Source organism: Compostibacillus humi, from assembly GCF_014637175.1.
Taxonomy (GTDB): Bacteria; Bacillota; Bacilli; order Bacillales; family Amphibacillaceae; genus Oceanobacillus; species Oceanobacillus humi.
In genome coordinates this window covers 1-6,167 of record NZ_BMEV01000108.1, presented here as the reverse complement: position 1 = coordinate 6,167, position 6,167 = coordinate 1, and the positions used below count along the sequence as shown (strand labels likewise).

The 6,167-nt window shown below is 38.6% G+C and carries 5 protein-coding genes and 1 pseudogene; 3 read left to right on the top strand and 3 right to left on the bottom strand.

From position 1 onward, the window contains the following. Window positions 1–88 precede the first annotated feature (88 nt). Window positions 89–1,078 carry a hypothetical protein gene (locus IEV18_RS16310; protein WP_188393424.1) on the bottom strand — a complete coding sequence of 330 codons (990 nt, stop codon included), beginning with the start codon at window positions 1,076–1,078 and terminating at the stop codon, window positions 89–91. Window positions 1,079–2,079: 1,001 nt separating this feature from the next. On the opposite strand from IEV18_RS16310, the pseudogene IEV18_RS16305 reads away from it, so the two are divergent. Then, window positions 2,080–3,127: pseudogene (locus IEV18_RS16305) on the top strand (LLM class flavin-dependent oxidoreductase). A 155-nt stretch (window positions 3,128–3,282) separates the two neighbouring features. On the opposite strand, the gene IEV18_RS16300 reads toward IEV18_RS16305, so the two are convergent. Next, window positions 3,283–3,684, bottom strand: a complete 402-nt coding sequence (locus IEV18_RS16300) for a secondary thiamine-phosphate synthase enzyme YjbQ (protein WP_188393423.1) — start codon at window positions 3,682–3,684, stop codon at window positions 3,283–3,285. Between the two features lie 165 nt (window positions 3,685–3,849). On the opposite strand from IEV18_RS16300, the gene IEV18_RS16295 reads away from it, so the two are divergent. Together IEV18_RS16295 and IEV18_RS17395 are read left to right on the top strand one after the other, a co-directional pair. Beyond that, entirely contained in the window at window positions 3,850–4,521 is a 672-nt protein-coding gene (locus IEV18_RS16295) for a hypothetical protein (protein ID WP_188393422.1), read from the top strand. Window positions 4,522–4,531: 10 nt separating this feature from the next. Further along, on the top strand, window positions 4,532–5,503 hold the full coding sequence (locus IEV18_RS17395; protein ID WP_229733701.1) for a hypothetical protein: 972 nt from the start codon (window positions 4,532–4,534) through the stop codon (window positions 5,501–5,503). 179 nt (window positions 5,504–5,682) lie between these two features. Here IEV18_RS17395 and IEV18_RS16285 read toward each other — a convergent pair whose 3' ends face one another. Continuing rightward, window positions 5,683–5,913, bottom strand: a complete 231-nt coding sequence (locus tag IEV18_RS16285; protein WP_188393420.1) for a hypothetical protein — start codon at window positions 5,911–5,913, stop codon at window positions 5,683–5,685. Window positions 5,914–6,167: the final 254 nt, after the last annotated feature.

The following is a 6,167-nucleotide window of genomic DNA, read 5'->3' as shown; positions in this document are numbered from 1 at the left end:
GAAATCAAACCGAAAAGCTAGTAACACAATAATTATGCCCTTTTTACCCCTCAAAACCTTGATACATAAAGCTTTGAGGGGCATTCGTTTACCTAGCAACTGTCGAACTCGGGATTAAAAATTCACCCCTATCTGTTGGATTTCTATTCAATAACATTCCCCAATAACCCTCTATCCTTACGAATGTATCTGCGGATTTCTCTGTTACAAAATCCCTAGCTAAACGGTAATCTCTATCTGCAGGCAAAATTCCTTTTGTTGCGAATTGGAGAAGTTCTTCTTTCGCTATCAGCAATACTCTGGACAAATCGGATTCATTAGCAATCTGATTAAACATTTCTTCGTATGCTTTTATCACGGATTCAATTTCATCATCTTTATAAGTTGTTTTTCCCAGTTTATTCGTCATGGATAGATGGCGTGCCTGCTCGTTCGTCAGTGGAGCGTTAACAGGATTGATTTTTGACCGTGCCTCATAGAATCTTTCCTCTAATGATTGATAACCAATTACCTTTTTCTTATTATGTTTAACATAATCCCGAATAAGTTGATCAAAACCAGCTTTTATATCGCCATTTAAATAGGTATTGCTGAAATATTGCAGTGCAGCAGTTGATGAAGCAAGCTCAAGGTGTGCTTCATAGGAGTTAAGCTGTTTCTTCGTTATCCCAAAAAGGTTAATTCCTTTATTCTCGGTTAAACTGTCCATTCCATCTGTGATGTGCTGTAATATCGTTTCAATCCTTTTTAATTCTTCATCGCTTAGCGAATCAAAAAACTTATACTCGTGTAAATACTGGCTGAAAACAAGCCACTGATCCTGCGGGCGATAGGAAAAAATATCATCAGAATCTGCATTTTTAACGTTGACATCTTTAGCATAAAACTCCTCAATCGATAATTCCATTAAGCCTTGCACTTGCCTGATTTCATCGGAAAAGGTAAGTTGGTATGCCACACCGTCTTTAAATACTTCTACCTGCTTGCCGGCTAATGGATTTTTATATTCATAGACAGATGGTGCTCTCGAACTAATTCGGGCAGCTATTGCTCCAATATATCCGAGGTCCACGTTCATAAAAATATCCTCCCCTTCAAAGTTATCTAGCTGAGAATCCATAAAACTTGTATATTCGATATTTTTGTACTAAATGATTCAATTCAAGTTTAGAGAAAAAGGAGTGTTATACCTTAATCCTTAACATTAAATCCACTATTATTATCGGACTTTTCAGAGATAACTTTTAACATCCACTGGAAAATACTACAAATGCAAAATCCACTTAGTAGCCTTAGTAGCAGTCCCGTTGGTAAATAAGAATACAAAACCATATTTTATGAAAAACTTTAATGATAGGCTGCTTTCGCCAATATTTTTCACAGGGGGTAAAAACATGCCATTTACATCCGAAAATATTTTCCCATTTTATCTGTAAAAGACGTAAATAAGTCCACCAATCTTTTCAAGAGGCTCGGTTTTGAGTTTAATCCCCAATTCTCCGTTGAAATGACATCTTGTATGATGATCAGCAATAATATCTTTGCCATGATTATGAATGAGGAACGTTTCAAAGGATTTACGAAAAAGGAGATTGCGGATACTTTGCTTCCGTTGAATAGTTATTATTGCCCTATCTGCTAAAAGTCGGGACGAAGCTGATGAAATCGTAAATAAGGCATTGTCCGCTGGCGGTGCATCTTTTAGGGATCCGGAAGATTACGGGTTTATGGGGGTTTCCAGGATTTAGACGGTCATTTATGGGAAGTGGTTTTTATGGATGAAAGTGCATTACAGCAAGAATAACGCGGCAGAGCACGACAGAAAAATAATAAGGAAAAATTTTGCAGGCTGCACAGCGCACTTTAAACGAGAATATTTTTAAAAAACGGGGGACAGTAACGTTCCCTTTTTTTGTTCACTAAAAAAGAGCCATACACCAATGCCATCTTGTTTAATGCTTATGAAGTGTAATGACATCGTCAAATTTATATAATAGAGTGGACTGCAAAAACATCCTCGCGGAATACGTCAAATATGTTTTAACCACAACTGCTGGATGATTAAGGAGAGAATAACCATTGACTGCAATAAAACAAAATCGTTTTGAAGTAGGAGTTTACACCCTTGCCGATCTGGGTCCGGACCCGCATTCTGGTGAAATCATCAGTCCAAAGCAAAGAATGGATGAAATTATCGAAGCCGCCAAGCTGGCGGACGAGCTGGGACTTGATATTTTCGCATCACCGGCTAGATTATGTGGTGTCATCACCTGCCGTTGTTTTGGCTGCCATTGCCCAGGCAACGAACCGCATTAAACTAACGAGTGCTACAAGTGTAGTAAGTACACTGGACCCGGTGCGGCTATTTGAAGATTTTGCAACCGTAGATGTCATTTCGGGCGGACGCGCAGAAATTTTGGCCGGCAGGGGAGCATTTGTTGAATCCTTTCCGCTTTTTGGCTATGACTTGGATGATTACAATGAACTTTTTACCGAACATATGGAACTGCTGTTAAAGCTGAATGAAGAGGAAGTTGTCACGTGGAACGGAAAATTTCGTTCACCGCTGCAACATGCGCAAATTGCACCGCGTCCTTTTCAAGAGAAACTGCCGATCTGGATTGGTGTTGGCGGAACTCCTGAAAGTGCCGTCCGGGCAAGGAGATTGGGTGGCGGGATGGCTTTAGCGATCTTAGGCGGAATTCCAAAGCGGTTTAAACCGCTCGTTGATCTTTATCGTGAGACTGGTTTGCAAGCTGGGCATGCTCCCGAACAATTAAACATCGGAGTAACCGGTCATGTCTATCTCGCAGAAACTACAGAAAAGGCGAAGGACGAATTTTATCCGTATTATGCTAATTACTGGTACTATGTCAATCGCCAGCGCGGGATGGGAACAAAAATGTCCAGAGATGATTTTGAGCGGATGGTTGCTCCGGAAACGGCACTGTTTGTCGGTAGTCCAGAGCTTATTGCGGAGAAAATACTGCAGCAGCATGAATTGTACGGACAAACGCGCTTTTTGGCGCAAATGGATATTGGCGGATTGCCTTTTGACAAAGTACGGCGAAATATGGAACTGCTTGCCAATGAAGTTGTACCAAGGGTAAGGGAAGCGTTAAAGTAAAATACGAAGTGTTAATAGAGGAGAAGGGGATGTCCAAAAAATCATGGAATTTGATTTTTGGGCGCCCCTTTTTATTGAATGCAAATAACACGTAACGAACGCTTTATTAGAAGTGAGATCCATCAATTAATGTATGCAGCATTTCCTGAAATTTGCTAGCCAACAATTATTTTCGCATGAAACTTTCTATTTCGCGGCCCGTCAAATTCACAAAAATAGACACCCTGCCACGTGCCAAGGACGAGTCTTCCATTGGAGATTACTAACGTTTGGGCATGTCCGACCGTGCTTGTTTTTAAATGGGCTGCTGTATTTCCTTCGATGTGTCTGTCTTCCGGATGGTTCCACGGATAAACTTCCGCAAGACGCCGGAGCATGTCGGTTTTTACATCAGGATCGGCATTCTCGTTTACCGTAATGCCTGCCGTTGTATGCAGCGACGACACGATGAGTATTCCGTTTTGTACACCCATCTCTTGAATCCAGCTTTCAAGCGTATCCGTAATATCAATCATCTGATCGTGCTCTGTCGTGCGTAAATGAAATGTTTTTTCCATTCTATACCTCCGTTCTTTTATTTGTTCATGAAAATAATTCTATAAACTTTTATCCGTAGAATCAAGGAAGATTAAATAAGCAGTTCCAAATTCTTCACAAAAATTCAATTTCAGCCGATATATAGATATATAGGTCTGATAAAATAGAACGAGGTGTCGAAATGGATGGGATTTTGGGATGAAATTACCGGTAAGGGGACTCAACAAGTTGTTGACGAATATACTGAAATCTATGGTGAAATTTTACTAGGTATGGATCGCAAGCTAAAATCAGTGGAATATAAAATTAACAAATTTAAGCTAATCATGGAAAATCCGCGAATCCAAGATAATCTGCAAAATTTAGATAAATTTGCAGATGAAATTGAAGATAGTCTTGCTTCATTCGAAAATCAACTCCAACAAGTAAGAACATCTGTAACGAATCTGAAAAAGAAGGAGCAACTGCATTCTCAACAAATTGCAAATTTAAATCAAAAATTAAAAGATCTTTACATGGAATTACAGGAAAATAAGAATCATATTCAGGATACAAATGCAAATATTAACGCTTTTAAGGATAAAATGACGGATAACTTAGAAATGTTGCAAACGCAAAACAGGCGGTTTAATCACGAACTAATGCAGTTAGAAGAAAAACTAAATGAGACAGCGAAAGACATAACAGAGAAATTCGTAAATACGGAAAATGAGTTAAATCATCGATTGGAAAATTTGAATTCCAACTTTCAAACCGAACTGCTGCAAGTCCGAAAAAAACAGAAAATTATAACAATAAGTTCCGGGATTGTTTTGACAATATTGATCCTCTGGAATATTTTCCTAACGATACGATGAGGTGACCATGTTGAAGCAAAAGAAAAAGCTACAAAAGCTTGCCAACGAATATAGAAATTCACGCAAAAATGAACCCGTAGCTAATGGCGTAAAATCCCTCTATCAACGATACATCAAGGAGCGGGAACAGTTATTATTGGAAATTGCTGCATCCGTCGTTGCATTAGATGCAACAGTCGATTTAATCAAAGGTGTTCACTATGAGAGGATTACACCTGAAATGGAAGAAGCATTTCATTTAGCATTTCCGAATATGGAGCTCTCAGATTTGGAAGGAAAAACTACGGAGGAATTGGAAGGCTTGCTCGTTGCTTGGAAGGGGAAGTACTTTGAAGTGCTCGTTCGAGATGAATTAAATGAGGGACAGGCAGTTGGTGATTTACAACTGGAATCTGGACAAACTGCCGTTTTAGCTGAAAGTCCGACACAACCTGGGTGGGACTTACAAATTTTAAACGAAGACGGAACTATTGACGAAGTATACCAATTAAAAGCGACAGAATCATTGAGCTACGTCAAATCAGCACTGGCAGAAAATCCTGATATCGACGTTATTACAACGGAGGAGGTATTTGCCGATCCGGATAAAGTAACGGAACAAATGCATTCCAGCGGTATTTTTGCTTCGGATTTAGAAAGTGTTATCGAAAATCCGTTTGTACATCATGCCGTTGATTATGTGGTGCCGTCAGCCTCCATTGTTGTCATTACTGTTGCCGAAGGAACAAAATGGATATTGGGTAAACAAAGTTTTGCCTATGCTTATACGAATGCTTTGGAAAAGTCCGTAAAATCCACTATTTCCGTTGGTGCAGGTACATTAGCGTGGATTGTGACAGATATGGGATTAATCAGTGTTCCAACAACTATCATCACCAGATTAGGTTTAGACAGGTACCAATTGATGAAGAAATTGCAGGATAAGATAAAGGAGAGAAATCGAGAAATAAGGAAGATTGGGGAGAGGTATGTGTATAGGTAAATAATCTTATAGGAGGCGTGATGTAAAGAAGAAAATACACCTTTGATTAAAAAGCATGAATCTGTTAATCTTCCAATCACCAATTATAAATTATACAAAAGAAAACTTCAGTATGCTGTAATAATTGAATAAAAAAGAGCAGCAAATGCTACTCCTAAACAGATAAAGATAAATATTCATTATTCTTCTACAAAATTAACGCCAATTATAACCTCTTTATTTTCAACGGTAAAGCTTACATTCCATCTAGGATAGATTTTAACCTTATTATCTTGATCAAGTTCTAAAACACCATGTATTTCATCATTATCTTTAGAAACAAAAATAACTCGCTTCATTTCATCATTTACATAAACATTCATAGACTCATGATAATTAAGCGTAAAACCGTTAAAAACCATATTCTTCATAAATCAAATTCACTCCTACAGCAATTTTCTATTTTTATCTAAAGTAGCTTTTCTCTTTCCATCTTTCTTTAATTTCCGTGCACGTCCACCATGTCCTGCTTTTTGTTTGTGTCAAGCTTTTCTCGGTAACCTTCTCACACCAGTATTTCCGGCACTCTATTTTTGTACGCTTACTTAGGCTACCGCGCGATTACCATCGCTTGGTGCCTGGCGTTTTTTGTTCGGTTCTACAAACCAAGAACCAAAAAAAACGC

Bases quoted from the DNA above. Each gene is read 5' to 3' on its own strand.
- IEV18_RS16300 (WP_188393423.1), bottom strand. From the start codon at position 3,684: ATGGAAAAAACATTTCATTTACGCACGACAGAGCACGATCAGATGATT.
- IEV18_RS16295 (WP_188393422.1), top strand. From the start codon at position 3,850: ATGGGATTTTGGGATGAAATTACCGGTAAGGGGACTCAACAAGTTGTT.
- IEV18_RS16285 (WP_188393420.1), bottom strand. From the start codon at position 5,913: ATGAAGAATATGGTTTTTAACGGTTTTACGCTTAATTATCATGAGTCT.
- IEV18_RS16310 (WP_188393424.1), bottom strand. From the start codon at position 1,078: ATGAACGTGGACCTCGGATATATTGGAGCAATAGCTGCCCGAATTAGT.